The following is a 24,375-nucleotide window of genomic DNA, read 5'->3' on the forward strand; positions in this document are numbered from 1 at the left end:
GCCGTGCCCTCGGGGGACCGACTAGGCGCGCCCGCGTTCAGCGAGGCGCGACCGGGCGAGGGGCACGTCAGCGCTTTTTCTTCTTGCCGGGCTTGAACTGGCCCAGCCCCTCCATCAGTTGCTCGCGGCGCGCGGCCTTGCGGTCGTCCAGCAGGTCCATGGCCTTCTTCTGCGTGAAGCCGCTGGCGTCCGCCCAGGCCCACCAGACAATGGCCAGCGCAAACGGCGACAGCACGATCAGCCACGCCCAGAAGTCGTCCTTGCTGAACTGCACCCAGCCGCCCAGGCGCAGTACGATGAAGAGCACGCCGATCAACACGAATGCCATGCGGCATCTCCTTCAGATATCTTTGCAACCACTGTAGTCCAACGCCCCCGAAAGGTTCGCATGAAAGTCCTGATCCTCAGCCTCGCCCTGATTGCCCCCGCCGCTTTCGCCAATCAGGAGCTGGCACAGAAGAAAAATTGCATGGCCTGCCACGCGCTGGACAAGAAGCTGGTCGGCCCGGCCTACAAGGACGTGGCGGCCAAGTACGGCAAGGACAAGGATGCCGTCAAGAAGCTGGCCGAAAAGATCGTCAAGGGCGGCAAGGACGTCTGGGGCCCCGTGCCCATGCCCCCGAACACGCAGGTCAGCCCGGCCGAGGCCGAAACGCTGGCCAAGTGGGTGTTGACGGTCAAGTAAGCCGTCTCACCGCCCAAGACAGGCCCTGCGGGGCCTGTTTCTTTTGGTGGGTCGCTCAGGAAGGCCGCTTCACGCCCACGTCACAGGCGCTGCCAAGAATCGCGGCGCGCAGGCCGTTCTGCGCGTCCTATCGGCATCGCCCCATGACCACCTCCCGCTTCCCGAATCGCGCCGCAGTCGCGACCGCCGTCGTTGCCCTGTTCGCCGCGCCGATGGCCCACGCCGCCTCGGCGTCGCTGGAAGGCTGGGCGCTGATGCCCGCCAACACGTTTGCGGACGGCCCCACCTCCGGCCAATTCGCCAGCGGCGCCGGCGGCAACCCGCTGCCGCTGCTGAACAAGCAGCCGGTGCAAGGCTTCTCGGCCGTGCTGGCCGGCCCGACGGCGGGCAGCTACCTCTTCATGCCCGACAACGGCTTCGGCGCCAAGGAGAACTCGGGCGACGCGCTGCTGCGCATGTACGCCGTCACGCCTGACTTCAAGACCGCCACGGGCGGCACCGGCACCGTCTCGGCCGCCAACTTCAAGACCGGCGCGGCGATGGCTGGCTTCACCAGCGGCAGCTACATCGGCCTGTCGGACCCGAACAACCTGCTGTCGATCAAGGTGCAGGCCGACTACAGCCGCTACTACAACAGCGCCACCAACCCGCTGGTGGACGCCAGCATCCGCTCCAACCGCCTGCTGACCGGCGCCGACCTGGACATCGAGTCCGTGCGCAAGGACAAGAACGGCAACCTGTGGTTCGGCGACGAGTTCGGTCCCTACCTGGTCAAAACCAATGCCAACGGCGAAGTGCTGCGCCGCGAGATCGGCATGCTGGGCGTGGCCTCGCCGCAGAACCCTGCCGTCGTCAACGGCACCATCAGCGCCACGCTGGGTCGCTCCAACGGCTTCGAGGGCATGGCCATCAACACGAACGGCGACCGCCTCTACACGCTGCTGGAGGGCACCGTCACGGGCGACGCGGCCAAGACGCTGCGCATCAACGCCTTCGACGTCAACGCCGAGACCTACACCGGCCAGCAGTGGAACTACAAGCTCGACGCCGCCGGCACCAACATCGGCGACATGACGGCGATCAACGACCACGAGTTCCTGATCATCGAGCGCAACGGCGCCACGGCCACCGGCGGCGGCACGCCGTTCAAGAAGATCTTCAAGATCGACCTGAACCAGCTGGACGCCAGCGGCAACGTCAGCAAGACTGAAGTGGTCAACCTGATGGACATCGCCGACCCGCACGACCTGAACGGCGACGGCAGCAGCGCCTTCACCTTCCCGTTCACGACCATCGAGAGCGTGCTCATCCTGGACGCCCACACGCTGCTGGTCGCCAATGACAACAACTATCCCGGCATCGGCGGCCGCAACCTGGGCTCGGACAACACCGAGTTCCTGAAGATCCATCTGGACCAGGCCCTGAACGTGTCGGCCGTGCCGGAGCCGGCCAGCATGGCGATGCTGCTGGGCGGCCTGAGCGTCATCGGCCTGAAGCTGCGCCGCCGTCCGCGCGCCTGAGGCAGCCGCCCGCCGCAGCGGGCCATTGCATGCACGGTGCCGTTCGCGGTACACAGGCTGCCAGCGTGACCTTTGCAGGAGCAGCAGCATGGACAGATTCACGGGCGGTTGCCTGTGCGGCAACGTCCGCCTCGTGGCATCAGGGCGCCCCTACCGGGTCGGCCTGTGCCACTGCCTGGACTGCCGCAAGCACCACGGCGCCCTCTTCCACGCGTCCGCGATCTTCCCTGAGGAAGCGGTGACGATAGAGGGCGAGACCCGCGACTACGCCGGGCGGCATTTCTGCCCCCGCTGCGGCTCGTCCGTTTTCGCGCGCAGCGCCGACGAGGTCGAGGTGAACCTCGGCTCGCTGGACGCGCCGGACCAGCTGACGCCGACCTACGAAAGCTGGATCGTGCGCCGCGAGTCCTGGCTGCCGGCGTTTGCGCTCACCCGGCGTTACGAGCACGACCGCGACGCGACGAGTCGCTTCGAGGGCTAGGCGGTCGCTCGCCCAGTGCCTAGCAATAGGTCTGCTCCGGCAGCAGCCGCGTCGGCGCCAGGCCGGTGGCGCGCCGCATTTCCCTGACGAAATGGGACTGGTCGTAGTAGCCGGCGCCGATCGCGACATCCGTCAGCGTCATGTCCGCGGCATAGCTCAGCACCGCGGATCGCAGACGCGCCGCCCGCGCAAAGCGTTTGGGGCTGACGCCGACAGCGGCAGTGAAGCGCCGCTCCAGCGTGTCGACGCTGGTGCACAGTGACTGCGCCAGCGCGGCGATGCGGACCTCTGCCGGCGCCGCGCGGATGTGATCCACGGCCGCGACCACCATCGCGTCGACCCCGGGACCGGCGGCCAGGCGGGCGGCGACATGGGCCTCCAGCACCGTCATGCGTGCCGCGTCATCCGGTGCGCTCTCCAGGCGTGCCGCGAGGACTTCCAGCTCGCGGAGCGGCCACAGCGTCGCGAGGTCTCTCGTGGTGGCGGCCAGGCCTCTTGCGTCAACGCCCAGCGCCGACGCCGCCGCGGGGTGCAGATGGGCCAGCACGAGACAGCCCTGAGGCTCCGTGCACACCGTGCGCGAACCGCAATGGACGCCCGTCAACGTGAAGCGCGGCAACCGCGCCCAGGTCGCACCGCACAGCACGTGTGCCACGCCGCTAAGGCGAACGCCGAGGCTGATGCGGCTCTCGGCCACCAGCGTGCGCTGGCTGCGCTGCGTCGTGCGCAGCACCGCCAGGCCTTCGATGAGGCCGTCGGGGCGGGAGGCGAGGGATTGATCGAGCTGCATGCCGGACTGCGGAAATCGTCCAATCGCCCGAAGGGGCGCGCAGGCATTCTGCGGGCATCGCAACACTCACGAGAACCCGCCATGCCCGTCTTCGCTTTCCTCTACCACCCCAGACGTTCGCTGAACGCGGCCGAGCTTGCCGATCGCGCCCAGCGCATCCGCCACTGGGCGCTGGGGCTGCGGGAAGCCGGCCAGGCGCTGGTGGTGTCCGCCTTTGACGACGCGGCCTGCCTGCTCAAGCACGACGGCGAACTGGACCAGGCGCACGAATCGACGCTGGCCGGTTGCACGCTGGTCAGCGCCGCGGACCTCGCCGCCGCATTGGCGCTGGCGCGGGACTTTCCCGGGCGGGCCTTCGGCACCGACGTGGAGGTGCGGCCGGTCAAGACCTTTCTGCCGCCGCTGAACTCAGCTGCTCAACAGGCCTGACCGAGCCGTCCAAGGCTACAACCACCCCGGTCAGTAAGCCTGACCGAGCTGTTCCAGGATGGCCGGGTTCTCCAAGGTCGACGTGTCCTGCGTGACGCTCTCGCCCTTGGCCACCGACCTCAGCAAGCGCCGCATGATCTTGCCCGACCGCGTCTTGGGCAGGTTGTCGCCGAAACGGATGTCCTTGGGCTTGGCGATGGGGCCGATCTCCTTGGCCACGTGGTCACGCAGCTGCTTGGCGATCGCCTTGGCCTCGTCACCGGTCGGGCGGGCGCGCTTCAGCACGACGAAGGCGCAGATGGCCTCGCCGGTCGTGTCGTCCGGGCGGCCCACGACCGCGGCCTCGGCCACCAGCTCCGTGCAGCTGACCAGCGCGGACTCGATCTCCATCGTGCCCATACGATGGCCCGACACGTTCAGCACGTCGTCGATGCGGCCGGTGATCGTGAAGTAGCCCGTCTCGGCGTCGCGGATGGCACCGTCGCCGGCCAGGTAGTAGCCCTTGAGCTCGGCCGGGTAGTAGCTCTTCTTGAAGCGCTCGGGGTCGCCCCAGATCGTGCGGATCATCGACGGCCACGGCTTCTTGACGACCAGGATGCCGCCCTGGCCGTTGGGCATGTCGTTGCCGGTCTCGTCGACGATGGCCGCCGTGATGCCCGGGAAGGGCAATGTGCAGGAGCCCGGCACCAGCGTCGTCACGCCGGGCAGCGGCGTGATCATGTGGCCGCCGGTTTCGGTCTGCCAGAAGGTGTCGACGATGGGGCAGCGCTTGCCGCCCACGTGCTCGTAGTACCACTCCCAGGCGGCCGGGTTGATGGGCTCGCCCACCGAGCCCAGCAGGCGCAGGCTGGTCAGGTCATAGCTCTTGGGATGCACGGCCGCATTGCTCTCCGCCGCCTTGATCAGCGAGCGGATGGCGGTGGGCGCCGTGTAGAAGATCGTGACCTTGTGCTTCTGGATCATCTGCCAGAAGCGGCCGGCGTCCGGGTAGGTGGGCACGCCCTCGAAGACGATCTCCGTGCCGCCCAGCGCCAGCGGGCCGTAGGTGATGTAGCTGTGGCCGGTGACCCAGCCGATGTCGGCCGTGCACCAGAAGATGTCGTCGTCCTTCAGGTCGAAGGTCCACTTGGTCGTCAGCGCCGCGTGCAGCAGATAGCCGCCGCTGCTGTGCTGCACGCCCTTGGGCTTGCCGGTGGAGCCCGACGTGTACAGCAGGAACAGCGGGTGCTCGGCCTCCACCCACTCGGGCGTGCAGCTGGTGGATTCGGCCGACATCAGGTCGTGCAGCCACACGTCGCGGCCGTCCATCCAGCTGACCTTGCCGCCGGTGCGCTTGTAGACGATGACGTCCTTCAGCGTCGGGCAGGCGCCGCCTTCCAGCGCCTCGTCAACGATGGCCTTCAGCGGCAGCGCCTTGCCGCCACGCAGCTGCTCGTCGGCGCAGATCAGCGCCACGGCGCCGGCATCCTGCACGCGGTCGCGCAGGCTCTGGGCCGAGAACCCACCGAACACGACCGAGTGCGTCGCGCCGATGCGCGCGCAGGCCTGCATGGCCACCACGCCCTCGACCGACATGGGCATGTAGATGACGACGCGGTCGCCCTTCTGGATGCCGCGGCCCTTGAGCGCGTTGGCCAGCTGGCAGACCTTGACCAGCAGCTCGGCGTAGCTCACGGGGGTCACCGTGCCGTCGTCGGCCTCGAAGATCAGCGCCGTCTTGTCGCCCTTGCCGGCCTCGACGTGGCGGTCCAGGCAGTTGTAGGACACGTTGAGCTTGCCGTCCTCGAACCACTTGAAGAACGGCGCATCGCTGTCGTTCAGCGTCTTCGTGAACGGTGTCTGCCAGCTCAGCAACTCGCGGGCCTGGCGGGCCCAGAAGCCGGCGTAGTCCTTGTCGGCCTCGGCCACCAGCGCGGCGTAACCGGCCTCGCCCTTCACATGGGCATTGGCGACCCACTCGGGGCTGGGAGCGTAGGTGTTCAGCGTGCTCATCGGTGTCTCCTCGTTTGGCTGCTTGGCGCGCACTGTGCGAGGAGTCACTGACGAAGCCCTTACTCTCGGCTGTCCGCCTCCGTCGTGGCTCGGCGCCTGAGCCGGGCCACCAGCCCCAGGGCGGTCAGCGCCAAGCCGACGCTGCCTGGCTCCGGCACGCTTGCGATCTGCAGATTGTCTACCGATAGCGCACCGTCGAAGCTGTCCGTGCGAATCCTCAATTCATCGAAGACGATGTCCCGGAAACCATAGAAATTGACCGGGTCCAGCAGCGCCGATGCCGCAACGGCCGCTTCGACCAGGCTGCCCTGGAAATAGGCCTCGAAGGTGGACACGCCACCGTCCGCCGTCACCAGCGCGAACGCCGCGGCCGTGATCGGCGCCAGGAAATGGATGGTGAAGCCGTCGTCATGGCCGATGCCGGCCTGGTAGTTGCCAACCCGGTTGCCGCTCATGTTCGGCCACAGCGGGTTCACGTCGGCGTTGGCGAAGGCGGCCTCGAAACGCAGGCCCAGGCCGAGGAACTGATCGGTGACGCTCTGGTTGTGCGCCAGCGGCGCGGATTCGAAGTCGACGGTTCGGTGGGGCTCGGCCAGCCCACCGCCGTTGTGGATGAAGTCGGCCCGCGCCGCGCCAGCGAGCAAGGCCAGCGTGGTGAGGACGGCCGCGGGCAGCCGCCGCGTTTGCGCTTGAATCATCAGGAACTCCCTTCAGGTTGACATTGGCGGGGCCATCGCCCCGTCCCTCTTCAAGACGGGCTGCGCCGCCGGATCCGGACACACCCCCCAAGTTCAAGGGCGCGGCCGCACGACCATGCGGGGCGGCGCCGCGAAAGGCTTGAATCCCATCGCCTCGTAAAGCTCGGCCGGCGCATAGGCCACCCGCCCCTGGATGACCAGGCTGGCGCGGCGCAGCGCGGCGATGTCCTGCGCAGGGTCGCCCTCGACCAGCAGCAGGTCGGCCGCGTAGCCGCGCGCGATGCGGCCGCGCTCGGCCGACGCCCCCGCCACGCGGGCGCCGTTCCAGGTGGCGATGCGCAGCACCTCCGGCGCCGGAATGCCGGCCTTTACGTAGAGCGCCAGCTCGCGGTGCAGGCCCAGGCCCGCGACGCCATCCGTGCCCGCCACCAGCGGCACGCCGGCGCGGTGCATGTCGCGTGTCAGCGCCAGCAGCTTGGCGTAGGAGGCGCGATAGGCCGCCAGCTTGTCGCCCGCCAGGTCCATGGGCGCCGAACGGATCTGGCGCTGCCACAGCACCGGCAGGTGGTCGCCCACGCCGCCAAGCACAGGGTCGGGCTCGCCCTGTGCCTGGGTGAACATCGCCTCGAAGGTCACCAGCGTCGGGTCGACGACGACACGACGCTCGCGCAGCAGCGCAATGAAGCGGCGCACCGCCGGGCTGGCCAGGTCGACGTTGCGGGCATCGCTGCCCACGCGGTCGAAGCGCAGCAGCGTGCGGCTGTCGTCACCGGGCCGGCTGACGAAGTTCAGCATGACCTGGTTGATGTGCGTCAGCTCCTCGTAGCCGGCGCGCACTGCCTGCTCGGCCAGCATGAAGGCCGGCACGTGGCCGCTGACGTGCAGGCCCAGGCCGCGGGCCTTCTCGGTCAGCGGCTTGACCCAACCGGGCTTGATCGAGTTGTAGAGCTTGATGCCCACGTAGCCGTGGCAGGCATACCAGCTCACGGCGTCCAGCGCGTCGTCCAGCGTCTCGGCGACGATGCCGTTGCGCGCCGAGTAGGGGCTCTTGCCCTCGATGAAGCCGGCCGCGTGCACGTTGGGCCCGATGACCTCGGCACGCTCGATGCGGCCGCGCAGGCGCTGCAGCTCGGCGTTGTCGTTGCCGGGGTCGCGGATGCTGGTGACGCCGCCGGCCAGGTGGGCCAACGCGTCCTCGCTCCACAGGTGGGCATGCATGTCCCACAGGCCCGGCAGCAGCGTCTGGCCGCGCCCGTCGATGGCGCGCTCGGGCAGCACCCGCAGCGCGCCCGGTTCGGTCACGGCATCGATGCGCCCGTGAGAGATCCACACATCGCTGGGGCCCCGCATGCGCGCGGCGGGGGCGTCGAACCAGCGCACATTGCGGATCAACGTGACGCCGTCCAAAGGCCTGGCCAGGCGCCGCCGCAGCTCGACCAGGCGCTCATCGGCAGCCTGCTGCTGGCGGGCCAGCAGGGCGGGCACCAGGGCCTCGGCGCCCTTCTCCACCACCGCCCAGCCGGGCCAGGTGATGGCGAACAGCGCGTGGCCGGCATCGTCGCGCACCCAGTAGTACCAGGGCTGGGCGTCCGCACCAGTGACGGCCACCAGCGCCAGCGCTCCGGTCGCGGCATCCGGCGTCAGCCGGGCCAGGATCTCGGCGCGAACCTTCAGGCCACCGAGCGTGCTGGCGCGGCCCTCGGGCTGGGCCAGCAGCATGCTCACGAAGGCGCCGTAGTAGCCCGGCGAGGCCTCAAGCGGCACGAAGACAAAGTCCTCCGCCGCCGGCATGGCGCCGCTGTCGGCACGCGAACGCCAGCGCGCCCGTGCATCGACGACATCGAAGTCCTCGGTGATCTCGGCCCCCAGCGTGCTGCGGCCCCGGCCCCGATAGTCGCGCGGCGCGCCATTGGCGGCGAGGCGAAAACTCTCCTTCACGTCCGGGCCGCGTCCGTTGTCGCGGTAGCTGTAGTCGGTCTCGATGCGGCCGTCGGCCTGAATCTGCACGCGCAGATGGCCGGCGACATGGTCCTGGGTCAGCACCGTGTAGTCGGCGGCCTGCGCGCCGGCCACGGCGAGCAGCGACACCAGCAGGCCGCGCCAGCGCGGCGCGTTCATGCCGGGCTCCCGGCACGCCTGCGCAGCGACCGACCGAACAGGGCCAGCAGCCCCAGCGGCAGCAGTGCCAAGGACTGCGGCTCCGGCACGGCAGCGGTCATCGCGCTGCTGGACACGGTGAAGAAAAGCCGCACGTCGCGACCGGCCGGCAGCGTCACCAGGTCATCGAAGCTGCCCGATCCGGCACGGCTGGCACTGGTGGGCACGGGGCCCGCGTCCAGGCTGAGACCCAAGGTCCGGGCGTCATCGAACAACACCTGGTTCGAGCCCGGGTCGTACAGCCGGATATTGGCGAACACGGCGGCGTCGACCGAGTCGCCGGCCTGCTGCACGGCTGCACTGAGGCCCAGCAGGTAGTCGCCCGTCACGCGGACCTCGCCGCCGGCTGCCGAATGCAGCACCAGCATCCAGCTCGCGTTGCTGGCGTCGAAACGGGCGCTGCCGGTGTTCACGCGGCTGTACTGGGCGGCGATCAGCTGCGCGCCGCCCAGGTCGACCTGGCCCGACAGCTGCCGGCCAAGGCCCGCGTCGACGCGACTGGCCTGCAGGCCGGGCAGCACGCTGGCGGTGTCGGACGCGCCCATGACATAGGGCGTGCCGCCCGGCGTGGGCACCACGTTGTCGGCGAACAGGATGCTGGCCTCGTGACCGGCCACGCTGAACTGCGTGCCCGGCTGCGCGGTGATGTCCACCGAACGCCAGTCGATCTGCGCCAAGCCTGTGGCGGCGCTGTCGGCCTGCACCAGCGATGCCGTCAGCAGCAAAGGCGCGGCAGCGGCAACGCGCCGCAGTGAGTGAAATGGCTTCATGAGTCCTCCGTGAGGGGTTGGCGGCAGGCCTGCACCTGCCTACCCTCACGGACGCACCGACCGGCCCAAACCGGACAACCGCACGGCGACTCAACTGCCCAGCAACACCCCCAGCAGCAGCCGCGCCTTGTCCCAGTCGCGACGCACGGTGCGATCGGTGAGCTGCAGCGCCTCGGCGATCTCGGCGTCGCTGTAGCCGCCGAAATAGCGCATCTCGACCACCTGGGCGAGACGCGGTTCGGCAGCAGCCAGCGCATCGAGCGCCTCGTGCACCTTCAGCACCTCCTCCTCGCCCGCCGGCGTGCTGTCGGCGATGTGGGTATCCAGCGTCAGCCGGGTCAGGTCGCCGCCGCGGCGCTGGGCCTGGCGCTCGCGCACGGCGTCGATGATGACGGAGCGCATCACCCGCGAGGCGTAGGCGAAGAAGGCGCGCCGGCTGGCCGGCCGCAGCCGGCCGCTGCCCAGGAAGCGCAGATAGCTCTCGTGCACCAGCACCGTCGTGTCAAGCACCGTGTTGCGCCCGCCGTCGCGCAGCCGCGAGCGGGCGAGCTTGCGCAGCTCGTCATAGGCGGCGGCGAAAAGCCGGTCCTGCGCACCGGGGCTGCAGGCGTTGACCTGCTCGATCAGGGTTTCGATGGCGTCGTCTGGCACGACGCGCATGCTGCCAGTGCAGCGGCCGGGTGGGCATCATCCGGACTGGGGATGTCCGCTCTGGCCACGGGCCTGCGTCTGACCTAGCGTGCGAACCCAATGAAAAGAGCGCAACGATGCTGACCCCGGAGGACATGAGCCGGCTGAGCCGACTGCTCGACGAAGCCCTGGCGCTGGCGCCGGAGCGCCGCGAAGCCTGGCTGGCGGCCCTGCCGCCGGACGCCGCCCACCTGGCGGCACCGCTGCGCGACATGCTGTCGCGCGCCCCCAGCCCCCTGACGTTGCCGCGCCTGGGCGCCTGGGAGGGCGAAGACCCCGCCGCCGTGCACGCCGGCGACCGCATCGGCCCCTATCGCCTCATCGAGGAGATCGGCCGCGGCGGCATGGGCAGCGTCTGGCGTGCCGAGCGCGCCGACGGCAGCTACCAGCGTGAAGTGGCGCTGAAGCTACCGCGGCTGACCTGGGGCACCGGGCTGGCGCGGCTGATGGCCCAGGAGCGCGACATCGGCGCGATGCTGGAGCACCCCAACATCGCCCGCCTGTACGACGCCGGCATCGACGCGCGCGGCTGGCCCTATCTTGCGCTCGAGCTGGTGGCCGGCAAGCCCATCGACGCCTGGTGCCGCGAGCACGGCCTGGGCGTCAGCGAGCGCCTGGCGCTGCTGCTGCAGGTCATGCGCGCCGTCGGCTACGCGCACGGCCGGCTGGTCGTGCACCGCGACATCAAGCCCTCCAACGTGCTGGTCACGCCAGACGGCCAGGCCCATCTGCTGGACTTCGGCATCGCCAAGCTGCTGTCCGAGGCCGCCGTCGGCGCCGGCCTGACGCAAACGGCCGAGCGCCGCCTGACGCCGCACTACGCCTCGCCCGAGCAGCTGCGCGACGAACCCGTCACGGTGGCCACCGACGTCTACAGCCTGGGCGTGCTGGCGTTTGAGCTGCTGACCGGCCACACGCCTTACCGCCTCGCGCGCGCCACGCGCGCAGCCTGGGAGGAGGCGATGCTGGCCGACGAACCGGAACGCGCCAGCGGCCGCTGCGAGGACCCCACGATGGCGCGCGAGCTGCGCGGCGGCCTCGACGCCATCCTCGCCAAGGCGCTGAAGCGTGACCCGGCCGAGCGCTATGCCAGCGTCGACGCCTTCGCCCAGGACGTGGAGCGGCACCTGCGCGGCGAGCACGTGCTGGCACAGCCGGACAGCGCCTGGTCGCGCATCGGCCGCACGCTGCGCCGCCACCGGCTGGCGTTCACCACCACGGCCGTCGTCGTCGCGGCGCTTGCCGTGGGCGGCGGCCTGGCGCTGCGCCAGGCCCAGCGCGCCGAGCTGGCGGCACAACGCCAGCGCGTCGTCACCGGCTTTGCGGCGGCACTGCTGCGCGCCGACCAGGCCGCCTTCTTCGCCCGCACGGATTCGCGCCGCCCGACGCCGGAGCTGACGTTGGCCGACAGCGCCAAGCTGATCCAGCAGCGCTTCTCCGCCGAACCCGAACTGCAGGCCGACCTGCTGGGCGCCGTGGCGCAGATCTTCCTTGAGATGGACCGGCCGGAGCTGGCCGTCGAACACGCCAGGCGCCAGCACGAGGTGCTGCAACGCGCCGGCGCCGGCCCCGAGGCCCTGGCGGCGGCCCGGCTGCTGGCCGCCGAAGCCTGGCTGGCCGCCTACCGCTGGACGGAAGCCGACGCCGCCGCGCAGGAGGCGCTGACCCTGGCCGGCCGCGACGACACGCGGTTGCGCGCCGAGGCGCTGGCGGCCATCGCCCAGGCCGCCTGGGCTGTGGGCCATGCCGACGCCGCGCAGGCCGCGCTGCAGCAGGTGGAGGCCTTGCTGCCCGCCCAGCCGGCCGGCTCGACGGCAGCCGCCCGCGCCCAGGCCCTGCACGGCGAGATGGCCGAGCACGCCTACCAGCACGCCGCAGCGGACGAGCATCTCGGGCGCAGCGTCGCGCTGGCGCTCGCCGCACAGGGCGAGACATCGCCGCTGCTGCACCGGCTGCGCCAGCTCGCCGCACAGAGCATGATCGACCATGGCCAGACGGCGGCTGCGGCGCCGCTGATCGACGCCGTCGTCAACAACCTCCATGCGCGCGGCGGGCCGGCCATCATCGAGGCCCGCATCATGCAGGCCGAATACGCGCTGGCACGCTATCGCGCGGGCCTGGCCCAACACCTCGAAGCCGAGCAGGCCGCCGAGTCCGCTGCAGCGCTGATCCAGGCCCAACCGGACCCACCACAGGCTCAGCTGCTGCGCCTGAACCTGCTGCGCAGCCGGTTGGCCTTCGCGCATGGCGACATGGACCGCGCGTGGGATGTGCTGCACGAAAGCTTCCCCTCGCCCTGGCAGGGACCGCGCTCGTCGCAGAAGCATTGGCAGCGCCTGCACTGGACCGCCGCCGACATCTCGTCGTCCGTGGGGGCCTCGTACGGCCACACGCACGAGACGCAGAGCTATTGGCACAAGCTCGTCCAGAACGCACAGATGCGTCCGCCCGACGAGGCCGGCGACCTGGCGCGCCAGGGCCTCGGGATGGCGGCCTCCGGTCATGCCGAGGAAGCCTTGCAGAAGCTGGACCGCGCGTCGCTGACACCGGCGGCACGCGCCATGCTGGCCTGGGTGAAGGCCCAGGTCCTGCTCGATCTGGGTCGCCCCGCCGACGCGGCGGCGGCCGTGAAAGGGCTCTCGCCCGGGCCTACGCCGGATCTGCCGCCCGAACGCTTCACCACGGACGCCGTCGCAGCCCAGCTCGACTGCGCCCAGGGCCGCCCGGCTGTTGGGCGTGGCAAGCTCGTCGCGCAGGCCGAGGCACTGCTGCGCGACCGCAACCCCGCCGCGCCGCGCCCGGCCTGGCTGCACGCCCAGGCCGGCCTGTGCGCGCTGGCCGCGGGCGACCGCGCTGGCGCCGTCGCACTGGCGGCCACAGCCCGCCAGGCCTTCAAGGCCCAGCCCAACGTCGCGGCCTACTTCAAGCAGCCCTTGCAGAAGCTGGAGGCCGCACTGCAGCGCCGCTGACACGGGTCATCCCTAGAATCCGCCCGCTACCCGCTGCACCCCAAGGATTCGATGACCACCCCGCTGCGCCCCCTGCCCCGCCTGATCTTCGCCAGCCGCTGGCTGCAACTGCCGCTGTACCTGGGCCTGATCCTGGCCCAGGCGGTCTATGTCTTCCAGTTCTGGACCGAGTTGGTGCACCTGATCGAGGCCGCCTTCGGCGACCAGCATGCGCTGGAGATCCTGGTCAAGAGCATTGGCTACAAGAGCACCGCCATCAAGGACGCGGCCGACCACGTCATCGGCTACGAGCCGATCACCAAGCTCAACGAGACCGTTCTGATGCTGGTCGTGCTGGGCCTGATCGACGTCGTCATGATCTCCAACCTGCTGATCATGGTCATCGTCGGTGGCTACGAGACCTTCGTGTCGCGCATGGAGCTGGATGGCCACCCCGACCAGCCCGAGTGGCTGAGCCACGTGAACGCGTCGGTGCTGAAGGTCAAGCTGGCCACGGCCATCATCGGCATCAGCTCCATCCACCTGCTGAAGACCTTCATCAACGCCGACAACTACGCCGAGAAGACGCTGATGTACCAGACCATCATCCACGTCGCCTTCCTGCTGTCGGCCATGGCCATCGCGTTCACGGACAGGTTGCTGCCGCAGCCGCCCCACGGCGACAAGCACTAACGCCCGACCATCTGCCCCGGCACCACCCACGCGTCGAACTGCTCGGCCGTCACGTGGCCCAGTGCCAGCGCCGCCTCGCGCAGGCTGCTGCCGTCCTTGTGCGCCTTCTTGGCGATCTGGGCGGCCTTGTCGTAGCCGATGTGGGTGTTCAGCGCCGTCACCAGCATCAGTGAGCGTGACACCAACTCGCCGATGCGCCCCTCGTTGGGCGTGATGCCCACCGCGCAGTGCTTGTCGAAGCTGGCCATGCCGTCGGCCAGCAGGCGCACGCTCTGCAGGAAGTTGTGGATGACCATCGGGCGGAACACGTTCAGCTCGAAATTGCCGGACGCGCCGCCGATGTTGATGGCCACGTCGTTGCCCATGACCTGCGCCGCCAGCATGGTCACCGCCTCGCTCTGCGTCGGGTTGACCTTGCCCGGCATGATGGACGAGCCCGGTTCGTTCTCCGGGATGCTGATCTCGCCGATGCCGCTGCGCGGGCCGCTGGCCAGCCAGCGCACGTCGTTGGCGATCTTGGTCATGCTGGCGGCGAGCGTCTTCAGCGCGCCGTGGGCGTGCACCAGCGCATCGCACGACGCCATGGCCTCGAACTTGTTGGGCGCGCTGACGAAGGGCTGACCGGTCAGCCGTGCCAGTTCGGCGGCGACCGCTTGCGCATAGCCCTTGGGCGCGTTCAGGCCGGTGCCCACGGCCGTGCCGCCCAACGCCAGTTCGTACAGATGCGGCAGCGCGGCCAGCACGTGGCGCTCGCCGTGGTTCAGCTGCGCGACCCAGCCCGAGATCTCCTGCCCCAGCGTCAGCGGCGTCGCATCCTGCAGGTGGGTGCGGCCGATCTTGACGATGTCGTCATAGGCCTCGGCCTTCTGCTGCAGCGTCGTGCGCAACGCACGCAGCGGCGGCAGCAGGCGCTCCACCAGCGCCTGCACGGCGGCCACATGCATGGCGGTGGGGAAGACATCGTTGCTGCTCTGACTGCGGTTCACGTCGTCGTTGGGGTGCACCAGGCGCCCCTCGCCGCGCTCGCCGCCCAGCAACTCGCTGGCGCGGTTGGCCAGCACCTCGTTGACGTTCATGTTGGTCTGCGTGCCCGAGCCCGTCTGCCAGACGACGAGCGGGAACTCGTCCACGTGCAGCCCGTTGATGACCTCGTCGGCCGCGGCCACGATGGCGTCAGTCTTCTTGGCGTCCTGCAGGCCCAGCGCCTGGTTGACGACGGCAGAGGCCCGCTTGACCTTGGCCAGCGCGCGGATCAGCTCGGGCGCCTGGCGCTCGCCGGAGATGTCGAAGTTCTGCAGCGAGCGCTGCGTCTGCGCGCCCCACAGCCTGTCGGCCGGCACCTCGATGGGGCCGAAGGTGTCGCGCTCGATGCGTGTGTTCATCACTGGGCTCTCGGTTGATCGGGATCGACAGCCAGCATAGGCGTGATGAGAACCCTTCTCATCTGTGAGGCCACCGATAATTCGCGTCGCCCGTCATCCCATCCCGCTTCGCAAAATGACCGCCACGATCCGCCAGCAAGACCTCATCGACAGCGTCGCCGCCGCACTGCAGTACATCTCGTACTACCACCCGGCCGACTACATCACCCATCTGGCTCGCGCCTACGAGAGCGAGGCCTCGCCCGCCGCCAAGGACGCGATCGCCCAGATCCTCACCAACAGCCGCATGTGCGCCGAAGGCAAGCGCCCCATCTGCCAGGACACCGGCATCGTCAACGTGTTCCTGAAGATCGGCATGGACGTGCGCTGGGAAGGCTTCAGCGGCAGCATCGAGGACGCCATCAACGAAGGCGTGCGCCAGGGCTACCTGAACCCCGACAACAAGCTGCGCGCGTCGGTGCTGGACGACCCCATCTTTGCGCGCAAGAACACCAAGGACAACACGCCCGCCGTCGTGCAGATGGAGCTGGTGCCCGGCAACACGGTGGACGTCATCGTTGCGGCCAAGGGCGGCGGCAGCGAGAACAAGAGCAAGGTCTACATGCTCAACCCCGGCGACGACATCGTCGACTGGGTACTCAAGACCGTGCCCACGATGGGCGCCGGCTGGTGCCCGCCCGGCATGCTGGGCATCGGCGTCGGCGGCACGGCCGAGAAGGCCGCGCTGCTGGCCAAGCAGGCGTTGATGGAAGACATCGACATGTACGAGCTGCTGCAGCGCGGCCCGCAGAACAAGCTCGAGGAGATGCGCATCGAGCTGTACGAGAAGGTCAACGCCTTGGGCATCGGTGCGCAGGGCCTGGGCGGCCTGACGACGGTGCTGGACGTGAAGATCAAGACCTTCCCGACACACGCGGCCAGCAAGCCCATCGCGATGATCCCGAACTGCGCGGCCACGCGTCACGCGCACTTCGTGCTGGACGGCAGCGGCCCCACCTATCTGGAGCCGCCCAGCCTCGACCTGTGGCCCGACGTGAAGTGGGCGCCCGACTACAACAAGAGCAAGCGCGTGGACCTCAACACGCTGACGCCCGCCGACGTGGCGAGCTGGAAGCCCGGCGACACGCTGCTGCTGAACGGCAAGATGCTGACTGGCCGCGATGCCGCGCACAAGCGCATCCAGGACATGCTGGCCAAGGGCGAGCCGCTGCCGGTGGACTTCACCAACCGCGTCATCTACTACGTCGGCCCGGTGGACCCGGTGCGCGATGAAGTGGTCGGCCCCGCCGGCCCGACGACGGCCACGCGCATGGACAAGTTCACCGACATGATGCTGGCCAAGACCGGCCTCATCGCCATGGTGGGCAAGGCCGAACGCGGCCCCGTCGCCATCGAATCCATCAAGAACCACAAGAGCGCCTACCTGATGGCCGTGGGCGGCTCCGCCTACCTGGTCAGCAAGGCCATCAAGGGCGCCAAGGTCGTCGGCTTCGAAGACCTGGGCATGGAGGCCATCTACGAGTTCGACGTGGTGGACATGCCGGTGACCGTGGCCGTGGACGCCAGCGGCACCAGCGCGCACATCACCGGCCCGGCGGAGTGGAAGCAGCGCATCGCCAGCGGCAAGGCCGTGGCGATTCCGGTCGCCGCAGGCTGAGCCTCGCCGTTCCTATCGCTTGGGCGCTGAGCCACCGGGAGGTGGCGGCGGCGGCCGGTCGCCCATGTCCTTGGGCCGGCAGGCCAGTGGCCGTCCTTCCGGCGCCCAGCAACTGCCCTTCACGGTGCGGCCTTCGTGCGTGAAGCTGCAGTCCGCGCCGGCCTTGGCCGTCTTGCAGGCGGCCAACGCCTCGGGCGGCGGGCCATGGTGACCGGGCGGCGGGCCGCCCTGAGGCTGGGCGCCCGCACTCAAGGCGACCAGCAGGCTGCAAAGCAGCAGAGGCTTCATGTCGTTCTCCAGGGGGATGACAGGTGGCATCTTGCCGCCAGACTGCGCGCCGACTGTGGAGATCGACTCCACAATGCCGGCGCCCATTCACTCCGCTGCCGACATGATCGAGATCCGCCCTGTCCTGCCGACCGACCGCGCTGCCTGGCAGCCTCTCTGGGACGGCTACAACGCCTTCTACGGCCGCGCGGGTGACACCGCGCTGCCGGCCAACATCACCGACACCACCTGGGCGCGCTTCCTCGACGCCGCCGAGCCCATCCACGCGCTCGTCGCCGTGGACGGCGACGGCAGGCTGCTGGGCCTCGTGCACTACCTCTTCCACCGCAGCAGCAACCGCATCGAGCCGGTCTGCTACCTGCAGGACTTGTTCACCGACGCCGAGGCCCGCGGCCGCGGCGTCGGCCGGGCGCTGATCGAGGCCGTCTACGCCGCCGCGCGAGCCGCCGGCACGCGGCGTGTCTACTGGCACACGCAGAACGGCAACGCCACCGCGCGAGCCCTCTACGACCAAGTTGCGCAGCACCTCGGCTTCATCGTCTACACGCATGACGTCGCCTGACGCCGGAGGAGCCCGCATGCGCTTTTTCCCCGCCATCGTCCTCCTGCTGGTGTTGGGCGCCTTGTCCCCACCCGCCAGGGCCCAGTCGCCGGCGGCCACCTGCACGCTCGCGCCGGTCAGCGGCGAACTGCGCGAGCTGACGTCGGCCGGCCGCACGCGCACCTACCGCCTTTTCGTGCCGCCGGCCATGGTGGGCCGAACCCAGCTGCCGCTGGTCCTTGACCTGCATGGCACGGGCGGCACCGCGGCCGGCCGCGCCAAGGAAAGCGCGTTCGAAACGCTGGCCGCCCGCGAGGGCTTCGCGGTGGCCACGCTGCAGGCCGAGGACTCGCGCTGGAACGTCCCCGTCTTCACGCCGCGCGCGGACGACGTGCAGTACGTGTCCGACGTCATCGATCACGTGGCCGCCCGCGTCTGCATCGACCCGGCGCGCGTCCATGCCACCGGTTTCTCCGGCGGCGGGCGCATGTCGTCGCTGCTGGGCTGTCGGCTGAACCAGCGCATCGCGGCGATCGCGCCGGTCGGCGGGCTGCGTTGGACGGGCCCCTGCCCGGGCCGCGCGGTGCCGGTCCTGTCCGTGCACGGCCTGGCCGACCTGACCAACCCCTACGAGGGTCACGCCGACCGCGGCGGCGAGTGGGTGGAGAGCGTGCCGGAGGCCCTGGCCGGCTGGGCGACGCACAACCGCTGCCAACCCAAGCTGCTGCAGGACAGGCAAGCGGGCGCGCTGCAGACGCTGCGCTACGGCGGCTGCGAGAGCAGCGCCGAGGTCCGGCTGCTGCGCATCGACGGCATGGGCCACATCTGGCCCCGCACGGAGATCGATGCGACCGACGCGATCTGGCAATTCTTCAAGGCCCACCCGCTACAGTAGTTCGAGCTCACGAAAGACGCCCATGCCCGCTATCCGCGCCTATGCCGCCCACACCGCCGGCGGCCCGCTCCAACCCTTCGACTTCGACCCCGGCCCGCTGGGCGACGAGGATGTCGAGATCACCGTCGAGCACTGCGGCGTCTGCCACTCCGACCTGGCGATGATTGACAGCGAGTGGTTCCCGGCCAGCTACCCCGTCGTGCCCGGCCATGAGGTCGTGGGGCGCATCACGGCCCTGGGGCCACGCGCCAAGGGCCGCCAGCTGGGCCAGCGCGTCGGCGTGGGCTGGCACACGGGCAGCTGCAGCCACTGCAACTTCTGCATCGGTGGCGAGCAGCACCTGTGCGGCAAGCGTCAGCAGACGCTGATCGGCCGCCACGGCGGCTTTGCCGACCGGCTGCGTTCGCATTGGAGTTGGGCCATCCCGCTGCCCGACGCGCTGGACCCGGCCGCGGCCGGACCGCTGATGTGCGGCGGCGGCACGGTCTTCCTGCCGTTCGTGCTGCATGCCATCAAGCCCACCGACCGCGTCGGCGTCGTCGGCATCGGCGGCCTGGGCCACATCGCCGTCAAGTTCGCGCGCGCCTGGGGCTGCGAGGTCACCGCGTTCACCTCGTCGCCGTCCAAGCGCGATGAGGCGCTGGCGCTCGGCGCGCACAAGACCGTCTCCAGCGTCGACAAGGCCGAGCTGAAGGCCGCCGCCGGCAGCCTGGACTTCATCCTCATCACCGTCGGCGCCGCGCTGAACTGGGATGCGCTGCTGGCCACGCTGGCGCCCAAGGGCCGCATGCATCTGGTGGGCGTCGTCACCGAGGCGATGAGCATCCGCAGCGGCGGCCTGCTGAGCTGGCAGAAGGGCCTGTCCGCCTCGCCCACGCCGCCGCCCTCGGTGCTGGCGACGATGCTGGAGTTCTCCGCGCGGCACCAGATCCTGCCGCAGGTGGAGCGTTTCCCGATGAGCCGCGTCAACGAGGCGCTGGATCACCTGCGCAGCGGCAAGGCCCGTTATCGGGTGGTGCTGGACGCGGACTTCGCCTAAGCCGCGACCCGCAGCACCAGCTCAGCCACCTCGTCGACCAGGCCGCGGATGGGCGCGCCCGACTCGATGCAGCCCAGTACCAGCTCATGGACGCCGCCGATGACCGCGACGGCCATCGCGTCGGACAGCATGCGGCCCGCACGGGGCTGGGCGTTGATGATCTCGCGCATCAACGCGGCAATCGCGCCATGCGCGCGACGCCGCGCGGCCAGCCCGGGCATGCCAAGGTGGAAGACCTCGATCAGCAGGGTCCGCGTCAGCGGCGGGCTCGCGTCCATCGTCGACAGATAGGCGCTCAACGCGCCGCGGGTCTGCTCCTGCCAGGGGCGTGAGGGGTCAACGGCCGCCGCGAGCACGCGCAGGCATTGCTGGTTGGCAGCTTCGTAGAGCGCCAGGAAGCAGGCGTCCTTGCTGTCGAAATGTTCGTAGAAGGTGCGGCGCGATACCGCCGCCTCGGCCACGATGTGGGCGATGGTCAGCTCGCCGTAGCACTTGGTGGCCAGCGCCTGGGCCAGCCCCTGGATCAGCCGGGTCCGGACGGCTGTTTCCGTGGAAGGTTCAACCTGCATGCGCGAATGGTACTTGACGGTACCAAGCGCCATCGCTATGGTCCGGTACTGGCAAGTACCAACGGAGCAAGCCTTGAGCGATCTCGTGATTCGTCGTCTGCTGATCGACATGGAAATGCCGATCGAACGCCTCTGGTGCGACGGCGACGCATTCCGCACTGCATTCCTGAACGCGCTGTCGATGAGCTTCCCCGTGGGCGAGCAGTTCTTCATCGACGCCGTGCGCGCCGGCTTCAAGGCATTGCCCGAGGCCAGCCAGAGCGAGTTCCGCGCCGAGGTCCAGGGCTTCCTGGGTCAGGAAGCGACGCACCGCCGCCTGCACGGGCTGTACAACGACCATCTGGAACGCCTGGGGCTGGAAAACCGATGGGCGACTCGCGCGCTGGAACGGCAGGCGCTCTTTGTGGACGCCGATCCGCGGCATGCGCTGGCGGTCACGGCAGCCTACGAGCACTTCACCGCGGTGTTTGCCGACTGGATCCTGCGCCGCCCCCATTGGCTGGGACGGCGCGACCCCAGGCTGGCCACACTGTGGCTGTGGCACAGCGCCGAGGAGTCCGAGCACCGCAGCACCGCCTTCAACCTGTACCGCGCGCTGGGCGGTGACGATGTCTGGCGGCTGCGCTGGTTCCGCAAGGTGAGCCTGATCTTCGTCGGCGACGTGCTGCGCCAGACCGCGCACAACCTGAGGCGCGAGGGTCAGCTCTGGCGCTGGCGCACCTGGGCGAGCGCGGCAGCCTTCCTGTTCGGGCGCGGCGGTCTCGTGCGCTGCAGCTTCAAGCCCTGGCGCGACTACTTCCGCCCGCGCTTCCAACCCAGCGACCACGACGCCCAGGCCTCACGGGCCTGGCTGGAAGCCAATCAGGCCCTCTATCAGCCGGTGGGAGTCGCCGCGCCCTGAGCGCCGGCCTGCGGCGCCGACTTCGGCGGATGCTGCACCTGCTGCGGGTAGGGAATATCCACACCCAATTGCTTCAGCGTGCGCCAGATCGCCAGGTTCACGTCCGAGCGCACGCCGCCGCTGCCGTTCTCGGGGTCCATGATCCAGAAGTAGATGGTGAGCTCCAGGCCGCTGTCGGCGAAACGGCTCAGCTGCACCGACGGCCCCGGGTCGCTCAGCACGCGCGGCACCTCGACGAGGGACGTGGCCAGCGACTTCATGACGCTCTCGACATCGCAGTCGTAGTCCACCTGGACGACGGTGGACAGCAGCACCCGCGGGTCGCCCAGCGACGAGTTCTCGACGCGCTGCGTGATCAGGATCTCGTTGGGCACGATGGCTTCCTTGCCACCCAGCGAGCGGATCACCGTGTAGCGCGTCTTGATGTCGGTGACGCGGCCCTCGAAGCCGTCCACCTTGACCATGTCGCCGATGCGCAAGGAGCGCTCGGCCAGGATGACGAAGCCGCTCACATAGTTGGCCGCCAGCTTCTGCAGGCCGAAGCCCAGGCCGACGCCTAAAGCGCCGCCCAGCACGCCCAGCGCCGTCAGGTCGATGCCCGCGGCCGACAACGCGAACAGCAGGCCGACGAAGAGCAGCAGCGCGCGGATGGCGCTGGCGGCGATCTTGCGCATGGACAAATCCATGGACTCGCGCCGCAGCAGCCTGGACTCGATGGCCGCCGACACCCACAGCGCCAGCACCAGCACCAGCGCCGCCGTCAGGCCGCCCTCGATGAGGTTGCGCAGCGTCAGCCTGACGGTGCCGAACTTCCAGCCAATGTCGTCCAGCTCGTCCAGGATCACGGGCAGCAGACCGGTGATCCACAGCACGGCGCCTATCCACACCAGCCAGGAGCCGATGCGCTCCACCAGCTTGATCAGCGCCGAGTCCGGCCAGGCCGCCGCCAGCACGCGGGCGATGACGCGGATGACGGCCAGCGACACCAGCACCGGCAGCGCCAGCTTGAACAGCGCCGGCGCCAGCCCCCACAGCGGCAGCAGGCGGCGCGCGCCGAAGGCAAAGGCCAGCGCCAGCAGCGGGAACAGCGCGCCGTCCAGCACGTTGCGGCCGAACAGCACGCTGTTCTCCCGCCGCGTGATGGCGCGCGACAGCGCCCAGCTCAGCAGTGCCGCCAGCGCCAGGCAGCCCAGCAGCAGCGCCCATTCGGCCAGCGCGTCGGCGCTGAAGACTCGGGCCAGCAAGGCCTGCAGTTCGTTCAGGCTCAGAGGTTGATGCATGGAATTCATAGGGGGCCACGGCCCGGGTGCTTGCCCGGCCGATGGTCAGGGAAAAAGATTACAGATCGGCCAAGGCGCGCAGGTGAACGCCGACGCTGCGAGACAGCGCACGCAAGTCGTAGCCGCCTTCCAGCACCGACACGATGCGGCCCTGCGCATGGCGCTCGGCCACGGCCTTGATCTTCAGCGTCATCCACTCGTAATCGGCCTCGACGAGGCCCAGTTGCCCGAGTTCGTCGTCGCGGTGCGCGTCAAAGCCCGCCGAGATGAAGATCATCTGCGGCTTGAAGCGCTCCAGCGCCGGCAGCCACATGGCTTCGACGATCTCGCGCACCTCGGGCCCGCGCGTGTAGGCCGGCAGCGGCACGTTGACCATGTTGGTTCCCTTGGGCACGGCGCCGCTGTAGGGGTACAGCGGGTGCTGGAACAGGCTGACCATCAGCACGCGCTCGTCGCCGGCAATGATGTCCTCGGTGCCGTTGCCATGGTGGACGTCGAAGTCGACGATGGCCACGCGCTTGAGGCCGCGCACATCCAGCGCGTGGCGGGCGGCGATGGCGATGTTGTTGAAGAAGCAAAAGCCCATGCTCTGGTCGCGCGTGGCATGGTGGCCGGGCGGGCGCACGGCGCAGAAGGCGTTGTCGGCGCGGCCGTCGATGACCAGGTCGGTCGCCTGCACCGCCGCACCCGCGGCATGCAGCGCGGCGGACCAGGTGTGGGCATTGGCCGACGTGTCGGGGTCGACGGCGCAGCGCTCGCCCTTCTCGGCGCAGGCGCGCAGCATGGCGCCGATCTCGGCCACGTAGCCATGCGTGTGCGCCAGCTCGACGTCCTTCAGGTCCACGGGCGCCGTGTCGACGTGCTCGAGCGCCTGGCCGAGCCCGGACGCAATCAACCAGTCGTCAATCGCGGCCAGGCGCGCGGGGCATTCAGGATGGCCTTCGCCCATGTCGTGGCGGCGGCATTCGGGGGGATTGAAATACGCGGTAGGCATCAGCCGTTGTCTCTTGCTATGGTCAGCACCCATGACGACAACTCAGCCATCACGAGCCCTGGCGGCGCAACTGCAGGCGCTGCAAAACCAGATTAGCACGGTCATCAAGGGCAAGCCGGCGCAGATCGCCGAAGCACTGGCCTGCCTGATCGCCGGCGGCCACCTGCTGATTGAAGACCTGCCCGGCGTCGGCAAGACCACGCTGGCGCACGCGCTGGCGATTTCGCTGGGCCTGAAGTTCTCACGCCTGCAGTTCACCGCCGACCTGCTGCCCAGCGACCTGCTGGGTGTCAGCGTCTACGAGCGCGAGAAGAACGGCTTCGCCTTCCACCCCGGCCCGGTGTTCGCCCAGGTGCTGCTGGCCGACGAGATCAACCGCGCCGGCCCCAAGACGCAAAGCGCGTTGCTGGAGGCGATGGAGGAGCACCAGGTCAGCATCGACGGCCAGACCCACCCGCTGCCCGAGCCCTTTTTCGTCATCGCCACGCAGAACCCCAGCGAGCAGCTCGGCACCTTCCCGCTGCCCGAGTCGCAGCTGGACCGCTTCCTGATGTGCATTTCGCTGGGCTACCCCGACGCCGCCGCCGAGCGCGAGTTGCTGATGGGCGAGGACAGCCGCGAACTGCTGCGCGCGCTGAAGCCCGTCATGACACCGGCCGAGCTGATCGAGGCCCAGGCCGCCGTGCGCAAGATCCACGCGGCGCCGGCGCTGCTGGACTACCTTCAGGCGCTCATCGCCGCGACGCGCTCGGGCCAATGGTTCGTCGAGGGCCTGTCGCCGCGCGCCGGCCTGGCCGTGCTGCGCGCCGGCCGCGCGCGGGCGCTGCTGCAGGGGCGCGACTACGTGTCGCCCGACGATATCCAGGCCATCCTGCCGCAGACCATTGCGCATCGGCTGCAGCCGCGGGCGGGGGCTGGCCGTGGGGCGCGGGAGCAGGTGCGAGCGATGATTGAGGCGATTCCGCTGCCTTGAGTC

General features: G+C 69.6%; 24 protein-coding genes. 12 read left to right on the forward strand and 12 right to left on the reverse strand.

Annotation, left to right across the window (positions count from 1 at the left end):
- Positions 1–67: 67 nt before the first annotated feature.
- Entirely contained in the window at positions 68–328 is a 261-nt protein-coding gene (locus AC1D29_RS27220) for a TIGR04438 family Trp-rich protein (RefSeq protein ID WP_477903455.1), read from the reverse strand.
- 60 nt (positions 329–388) lie between these two features.
- Between AC1D29_RS27220 and AC1D29_RS27225 the strand changes: the two genes are divergently transcribed.
- The 3 genes from AC1D29_RS27225 (at position 389) to AC1D29_RS27235 (ending at position 2,686) form a co-directional block, all read left to right on the forward strand.
- Positions 389–685: a c-type cytochrome gene (locus AC1D29_RS27225; protein ID WP_477903457.1), complete on the forward strand. Its 297-nt coding sequence runs from the start codon at positions 389–391 to the stop codon at positions 683–685.
- A gap of 143 nt (positions 686–828) precedes the next feature.
- Positions 829–2,205: an esterase-like activity of phytase family protein gene (locus AC1D29_RS27230; RefSeq protein WP_477903459.1), complete on the forward strand. Its 1,377-nt coding sequence runs from the start codon at positions 829–831 to the stop codon at positions 2,203–2,205.
- An 88-nt stretch (positions 2,206–2,293) separates the two neighbouring features.
- Entirely contained in the window at positions 2,294–2,686 is a 393-nt protein-coding gene (locus tag AC1D29_RS27235) for a GFA family protein (RefSeq protein WP_477903461.1), read from the forward strand.
- Positions 2,687–2,705: 19 nt separating this feature from the next.
- Here the strand turns inward: AC1D29_RS27235 and AC1D29_RS27240 are convergent, their stop codons facing one another.
- Positions 2,706–3,476: an AraC family transcriptional regulator gene (locus tag AC1D29_RS27240; RefSeq protein ID WP_477903463.1), complete on the reverse strand. Its 771-nt coding sequence runs from the start codon at positions 3,474–3,476 to the stop codon at positions 2,706–2,708.
- An 81-nt stretch (positions 3,477–3,557) separates the two neighbouring features.
- Here AC1D29_RS27240 and AC1D29_RS27245 point away from each other — a divergent pair, with 81 nt between their 5' ends.
- On the forward strand, positions 3,558–3,905 hold the full coding sequence (locus tag AC1D29_RS27245; protein ID WP_477903465.1) for a hypothetical protein: 348 nt from the start codon (positions 3,558–3,560) through the stop codon (positions 3,903–3,905).
- Positions 3,906–3,935: 30 nt separating this feature from the next.
- Here AC1D29_RS27245 and acs read toward each other — a convergent pair whose 3' ends face one another.
- The 5 genes from acs to AC1D29_RS27270 form a co-directional block, all read right to left on the reverse strand.
- Positions 3,936–5,897: an acetate--CoA ligase gene (gene acs, locus AC1D29_RS27250; RefSeq protein WP_477903467.1), complete on the reverse strand. Its 1,962-nt coding sequence runs from the start codon at positions 5,895–5,897 to the stop codon at positions 3,936–3,938.
- A gap of 59 nt (positions 5,898–5,956) precedes the next feature.
- A complete protein-coding gene (locus tag AC1D29_RS27255) occupies positions 5,957–6,595 on the reverse strand; it encodes a hypothetical protein (RefSeq protein ID WP_477903469.1) in 639 nt (212 codons plus the stop codon).
- A gap of 93 nt (positions 6,596–6,688) precedes the next feature.
- Positions 6,689–8,713: an amidohydrolase family protein gene (locus AC1D29_RS27260; RefSeq protein WP_477903471.1), complete on the reverse strand. Its 2,025-nt coding sequence runs from the start codon at positions 8,711–8,713 to the stop codon at positions 6,689–6,691.
- Entirely contained in the window at positions 8,710–9,522 is an 813-nt protein-coding gene (locus tag AC1D29_RS27265) for a hypothetical protein (protein ID WP_477903473.1), read from the reverse strand. The genes AC1D29_RS27260 and AC1D29_RS27265 overlap by 4 nt, the downstream gene beginning before the upstream one ends.
- Positions 9,523–9,612: 90 nt before the next feature.
- On the reverse strand, positions 9,613–10,182 hold the full coding sequence (locus AC1D29_RS27270; RefSeq protein ID WP_477903475.1) for an ECF-type sigma factor: 570 nt from the start codon (positions 10,180–10,182) through the stop codon (positions 9,613–9,615).
- A gap of 107 nt (positions 10,183–10,289) precedes the next feature.
- Here AC1D29_RS27270 and AC1D29_RS27275 point away from each other — a divergent pair, with 107 nt between their 5' ends.
- Both AC1D29_RS27275 and AC1D29_RS27280 read left to right on the forward strand, forming a co-directional pair.
- Positions 10,290–13,181 carry a protein kinase domain-containing protein gene (locus AC1D29_RS27275; protein WP_477903477.1) on the forward strand — a complete coding sequence of 964 codons (2,892 nt, stop codon included), beginning with the start codon at positions 10,290–10,292 and terminating at the stop codon, positions 13,179–13,181.
- Positions 13,182–13,232: 51 nt separating this feature from the next.
- A complete protein-coding gene (locus AC1D29_RS27280) occupies positions 13,233–13,853 on the forward strand; it encodes a TIGR00645 family protein (protein ID WP_477903479.1) in 621 nt (206 codons plus the stop codon).
- On the opposite strand, the gene fumC is transcribed toward AC1D29_RS27280, so the two are convergent.
- Positions 13,850–15,235: a class II fumarate hydratase gene (fumC, locus tag AC1D29_RS27285; protein ID WP_477903481.1), complete on the reverse strand. Its 1,386-nt coding sequence runs from the start codon at positions 15,233–15,235 to the stop codon at positions 13,850–13,852. The two genes, AC1D29_RS27280 and fumC, sit on opposite strands and share 4 nt — an antisense overlap.
- A gap of 115 nt (positions 15,236–15,350) precedes the next feature.
- Between fumC and AC1D29_RS27290 the strand changes: the two genes are divergently transcribed.
- Positions 15,351–16,892: a fumarate hydratase gene (locus AC1D29_RS27290; protein WP_477903483.1), complete on the forward strand. Its 1,542-nt coding sequence runs from the start codon at positions 15,351–15,353 to the stop codon at positions 16,890–16,892.
- A 12-nt stretch (positions 16,893–16,904) separates the two neighbouring features.
- Here the strand turns inward: AC1D29_RS27290 and AC1D29_RS27295 are convergent, their stop codons facing one another.
- Positions 16,905–17,180, reverse strand: a complete 276-nt coding sequence (locus AC1D29_RS27295) for a hypothetical protein (RefSeq protein WP_477903485.1) — start codon at positions 17,178–17,180, stop codon at positions 16,905–16,907.
- Between the two features lie 103 nt (positions 17,181–17,283).
- On the opposite strand from AC1D29_RS27295, the gene AC1D29_RS27300 reads away from it, so the two are divergent.
- The 3 genes from AC1D29_RS27300 to ahr are packed head-to-tail and all read left to right on the forward strand — an operon-like array spanning position 17,284 to position 19,655.
- Positions 17,284–17,742, forward strand: a complete 459-nt coding sequence (locus AC1D29_RS27300; RefSeq protein WP_477903487.1) for an N-acetyltransferase family protein — start codon at positions 17,284–17,286, stop codon at positions 17,740–17,742.
- A gap of 16 nt (positions 17,743–17,758) precedes the next feature.
- Positions 17,759–18,616 (forward strand): CE1 family esterase, encoded by an 858-nt coding sequence (locus AC1D29_RS27305; protein WP_477903489.1) that lies wholly within the window; start codon positions 17,759–17,761, stop codon positions 18,614–18,616.
- 22 nt (positions 18,617–18,638) lie between these two features.
- Positions 18,639–19,655, forward strand: coding sequence for an NADPH-dependent aldehyde reductase Ahr (gene ahr / locus AC1D29_RS27310; protein ID WP_477903491.1), 1,017 nt, complete (start codon positions 18,639–18,641; stop codon positions 19,653–19,655).
- Here ahr and AC1D29_RS27315 read toward each other — a convergent pair.
- On the reverse strand, positions 19,652–20,224 hold the full coding sequence (locus AC1D29_RS27315) for a TetR/AcrR family transcriptional regulator (RefSeq protein ID WP_477903493.1): 573 nt from the start codon (positions 20,222–20,224) through the stop codon (positions 19,652–19,654). The genes ahr and AC1D29_RS27315 overlap by 4 nt on opposite strands.
- 73 nt (positions 20,225–20,297) lie before the next feature.
- On the opposite strand from AC1D29_RS27315, the gene AC1D29_RS27320 reads away from it, so the two are divergent.
- Entirely contained in the window at positions 20,298–21,125 is an 828-nt protein-coding gene (locus AC1D29_RS27320; RefSeq protein ID WP_477903548.1) for a metal-dependent hydrolase, read from the forward strand.
- Here the strand turns inward: AC1D29_RS27320 and AC1D29_RS27325 are convergent.
- Positions 21,098–22,405, reverse strand: a complete 1,308-nt coding sequence (locus AC1D29_RS27325) for a mechanosensitive ion channel family protein (RefSeq protein ID WP_477903495.1) — start codon at positions 22,403–22,405, stop codon at positions 21,098–21,100. The two genes, AC1D29_RS27320 and AC1D29_RS27325, sit on opposite strands and share 28 nt — an antisense overlap.
- A gap of 58 nt (positions 22,406–22,463) precedes the next feature.
- Complete coding sequence (locus tag AC1D29_RS27330; protein WP_477903499.1) at positions 22,464–23,399, reverse strand: histone deacetylase family protein; 936 nt, start codon at positions 23,397–23,399, stop codon at positions 22,464–22,466.
- Between the two features lie 31 nt (positions 23,400–23,430).
- Here AC1D29_RS27330 and AC1D29_RS27335 point away from each other — a divergent pair, with 31 nt between their 5' ends.
- Entirely contained in the window at positions 23,431–24,372 is a 942-nt protein-coding gene (locus tag AC1D29_RS27335; protein WP_477903501.1) for an AAA family ATPase, read from the forward strand.
- The last annotated feature ends 3 nt before the right edge of the window (positions 24,373–24,375 follow it).

It is taken from the genome of Roseateles sp. P1_C6, assembly GCF_056406315.1.